Below are 4096 nucleotides of genomic sequence, written 5' to 3' on the forward strand. Positions count from 1 at the left end.
AAGCCGTCGGCTGGACAGCGTCGCCGCCGATGTGTCGCGGGCAGAGAAGCTGCTGACAGCGGCGGCTGAGGTGTCGCGTCAGGATCCGGCCGGTGCGTGCGCCGTGTTGCGGCCGGATCGCCGCAACACGCTGCTGTCGCCGGGGCCGTCGTTCTTCACGAAGTTCCTCTCGATCGACGGACGCTCACCCGCGGATCTCAGGAGTCGTCGTGATCATCACCTAGCCGAAGTGCTTCAGCGCGACGTGCAGCCACCCCGCAGACTCCCCGACCACCTCCTGCAGTACCGCTGCACGAACGAGACCGCCCACGATTCCTACGAATGGCTCACCAACCGCGAAGCCGTCCAACCGGCGCGCGAGGTGCGGGAAAGTGTGACCGACGAGTTGCTCGAGCCCTTGAGCCAGTGCGTTCTCGCCGGTGACCCGTTCGTGGAGTACGGCATCGTCGAGCACCGCCTACGCATCCGCTTCCCTTGCCCGTTTGCCGCACACGTCGCCGAGCAGGGGCATTCCATGTTCGGTTTCCGCGCTTACACCGCCTCCAGCGTCCGGTCGGCGTCGCACTCGGCCGCCTGGAACGGCCGGGTGAGCTGCTGGGCCAGAACCGCGCCACCGGACCGACACCGCAAAGCCCTGGACCGACTACTGCGCCGAGATTGACCAGTATCCACAGTGGACAGACAACGCCCGACACGGACTGCGCACACCATGATCCCGACCAAGACCATTCTGGACAGACGGGCTGCCGAGCCACGCACCGTTCGCCAGCTCGTCAAGTCGAACCAGCACGCTCGCCGCGTTCGTATCGGCCGATAGCCCGTGCATCGAGAGACGTGTACTGCTTCTTCGTCGTGCGCCACAGGTACTCGGTAACCGCTTCGGCCAGCTCCGCCCGACTCATGCTGTAGCCATGCGTCATAGAAGACGGCGTCGACTCTCGCCCGGTCCGGAACCTCAGATTCGGTTCAACGGATCGCGTCGTCTCAGTATCGGAGGGTTGTTGACCATCGCTTGAACCGCCTTCCGCTTGGCCTGCATCAGCCGATTGGTCTCGGGCCGGCGCCGGTCAAGGGCCAGCGGAGACGGCAACTCCTCGACACCCACCCGAAGATCCGCTCAAGCAACCGAGCGGTAGCCGGCCGAACAGACCCGGGCGGTTGTCCACCGGTCCCTCGACCAGCAACGAGCCGCTGTAGATGCCGCAGACTGAGGCCAGCTCGTCCGAGACGGCCGTCAGCTCAAGGGGCCGCGGTCAGCGCGGCGGTGCACGCTTCGTCGCGTGGCGTGCGGGTGACGAGGTCGCTGAGCACGACACGTCGCGGGCCGGGCTGGCCGGCGACGAGCTCGTCTTCGAATTGCTGGCGGCTGGCGATCGTCGGGAGGGTGAATCTGTTGCCTACGTCGGCGGCCTGACCTGGGCAGCGTCGTCGATCCCTGTCGCCGAGCACGTCGTCGATCTGTCCGGCGGTCACCCTCGTCACGCGGGCTCTTGCCACGCCCACCAACAAAATACCAACACAGGACTGAACAACCACCAAGGTTGACAGCGCATCGTCCACCTGCAGTGCGACTAGCGTGTACCGGCCCTCATGAAAGCGCCAGGGACGGTTCAACGGTCCGGTACTGCGTCCGGCAGGTCCTGTTCCACCCGCGCAAGCGGTCTCACCCGCAGGACCAGTCCGTTGAGGACGAGGCACACCAAGCCGAGGATGACGAGGAGCAATCCCACGCCCCGTCCGGGGCCCACGCCGGTCAGCAGGCCCACGCTTGTTACGTAGCCCAACGCGGTTCGCGTCGTTCTGGATACGGCGTTTTCCATTCGGGCGCGCAGGTCGGTATTCGCTGGTCCGTTCCTTCTCTGTCAGAGCGAACGCACCCTCCAGGTCCGGCATACGGCGTGGACCTTATCCAAAGGGACGTTCATGCGACGCCCCAGTAACGCCTTGCTGCGATCCTGAGCCCGCTACGTCGTTGCGGGAGGTGCCCGGTCCGCATGCCGCCGCCAATTGCCCACGCGAGGCGACCCGTGACGACACCCCAGGCCCCCGCGCCTGCGAAAGAGCGGCCGCCCCAGCGCAAGCCGCCGCCACCGCTGTCGCCGTCGAACGCGGCGGTGTTGGCCGCCGCGCGGGCGGTTGACCGGAGGCCGGGGGCCGATCCGGCGCCGAGGGAGATGCAGGACAAGGTCGGCAATGCCGCGGTGGCCGCTGGTCTGCGACGAGGCCCGGCGGGAGACCCCAAGTTCGCCACGCTGAAGCGGGATGTTCAGCAGAAGAAGCGAACAGTGGCGACGTCACATCCCCCGCCTCGCCAGGAGGCCACCTCCGCACAGGATGCCGCCGTGCCGCCGAGGGACGACGAGGTCGCGCAGGGCAAGACGGCCAACGCCGAGAAGATGAACGAGGCCAAGACCAAGGAGTTCGACAAGGCCGCGTTCATCAAGGCGGTGGAGAAGGCCATCGCCGACAGAGCCCCGAAGAACCTCAAAGAGGCTGAGAAGTTCCCCGACTCCGAGAAGCCCGCCGAGATCAAGACCGAGGTGCAGGGCAGGGTCGGTGAAGGCAAGTCGGAGTCCGCCGAGCAGATCGCCACCACCACAGCGGCTCCGCCGGACACCTCCGCCGCCGTGCCGAAGAAGGTCGTGCCCATGGCGGCCGACCGCCCACCAGGCCGGCCCGCCACCCCCGACCCGAAGAAGGCTGTGCCGGACACGCTGCCGCGATCGGCCACCGACATGTCCGCTGGCCCGGCCGCGATCAACCAGCAGATGGCCGAAGCGCAGGTCACCGAGCCGCAGCTGAAGAAGTCCAACGAGCCGACGTTCACCAAGGCTCTCTCCAGCAAGAAGGCGGCCGAGCGGCATTCCGAGACCACCCCGGGGCAGCTCCGCAAACACGAGGCCGCCCAGCTACGGCAGACGACGGCTCAGGCCAAGCACCTCGGCACCGCGGCGATGGCCACAATGGCCACACAGCGGGTGCGCACCGGCCAGCAGGTCGGCACCGGGAAGGCCGGCACCAAGACTCGCGACGAGGAGAAACGCACCGAGGTCACGGCGCTGCTGCAGAAGGTCTTCGACAAGATGAAGGCCGACGTCGAAGGCATCCTCAGCGGTCTGGACAAGCTGGTGGACGACCAGTTCACCCGCGAGGAAAAGGAAGCGCGTGACGCGTTCACTGCCGAGCACAAGCGCAAGCTGGAGGACTACAAGGAGAAGCGGTACTCCGGCTGGCGCAAACCTCTGTGGTTCAAGGACTGGCTGCTCGGCCTGCCGGACGAAGTCAACGTCTTCCTGGAGGAGGCCCGCGCCAACTACGTCCGCCGCATGCGCGGGGTTGTCTCGAATATCGCGGACATCATCGCCCGAGAATTGACCCGGGCGAAGCAGCGCATCGCCAAGGGTCGCGAGGAGCTGCACGCCGCGGTCAAGAAACTCCCTGGGGACCTCCAGGCCATCGGCCGCGAGGCGATGTCGGAGTTCGCCGACAAGTTCGACGAGCTGACCCAGTCGGTGGATGACAAGGGCACCGAACTGGTCGACACCCTGGCCACGAAGTACACCGACGCGGTGAAAGCCGTCGACCAGGAGATCGCGGAGCAGAAGGAGGCGAACGAGGGCGCGGTCGACAAGGCCAAGGATGCGATCAAGGGCGTCATCGACGCGATCATGGAGCTCAAACGGCTGCTGCTTGGTGTGCTCCGCAAGGCGGCGACGGCGATCGGCGCGATCCTCAAGGACCCGATCGGGTTCCTGGGCAACCTGGTGGCCGGTGTCGGCGGTGGGTTGAAGCTGTTCATGCGCAATGCCGGGCGACACCTGCAGCAAGGTGTCCTGGCGTGGCTGCTCGGGACGGCCGGGACTGCCGGTGTCCAGCTGCCGACGAAGTTCGACGTGCTCGGCATCTTGGTGATGGTCGCCGGGTTGCTGGGGTTGTCCTGGCCGAACATCCGGGCACGGCTCACCCGGCGGGTGCCCGAGCAGGCGGTCGCGGCGGCCGAGACCGCGGTTCCGCTGGTGGCCGAGACCAGGAAACGCGGCGTGGCGGGCATGTGGTCCGACCTGAGGACCCGGGTCGGGGACCTGAAGAAGACACT

At 66.9% G+C, this 4096-nt stretch carries 2 protein-coding genes and 1 pseudogene; 2 read left to right on the plus strand and 1 reads right to left on the minus strand.

The annotated features are described in order from the left end of the window. On the plus strand, positions 1–661 hold a 661-nt coding region (locus VF106_RS19230; RefSeq protein WP_330841133.1), incomplete at its 5' end, for an 8-oxoguanine DNA glycosylase OGG fold protein. Positions 662–1239: 578 nt separating this feature from the next. On the opposite strand, the gene VF106_RS19235 is transcribed toward VF106_RS19230, so the two are convergent. Then, complete coding sequence (locus tag VF106_RS19235) at positions 1240–1560, minus strand: hypothetical protein (RefSeq protein WP_330841134.1); 321 nt, start codon at positions 1558–1560, stop codon at positions 1240–1242. A 467-nt stretch (positions 1561–2027) separates the two neighbouring features. Between VF106_RS19235 and VF106_RS19240 the strand changes: the two are divergent. Further along, positions 2028–4096: pseudogene (locus VF106_RS19240) on the plus strand (hypothetical protein); the annotation flags it as partial.

The organism is Actinophytocola sp. (genome assembly GCF_036378875.1).
GTDB lineage: Bacteria > Actinomycetota > Actinomycetes > Mycobacteriales > Pseudonocardiaceae > Actinophytocola.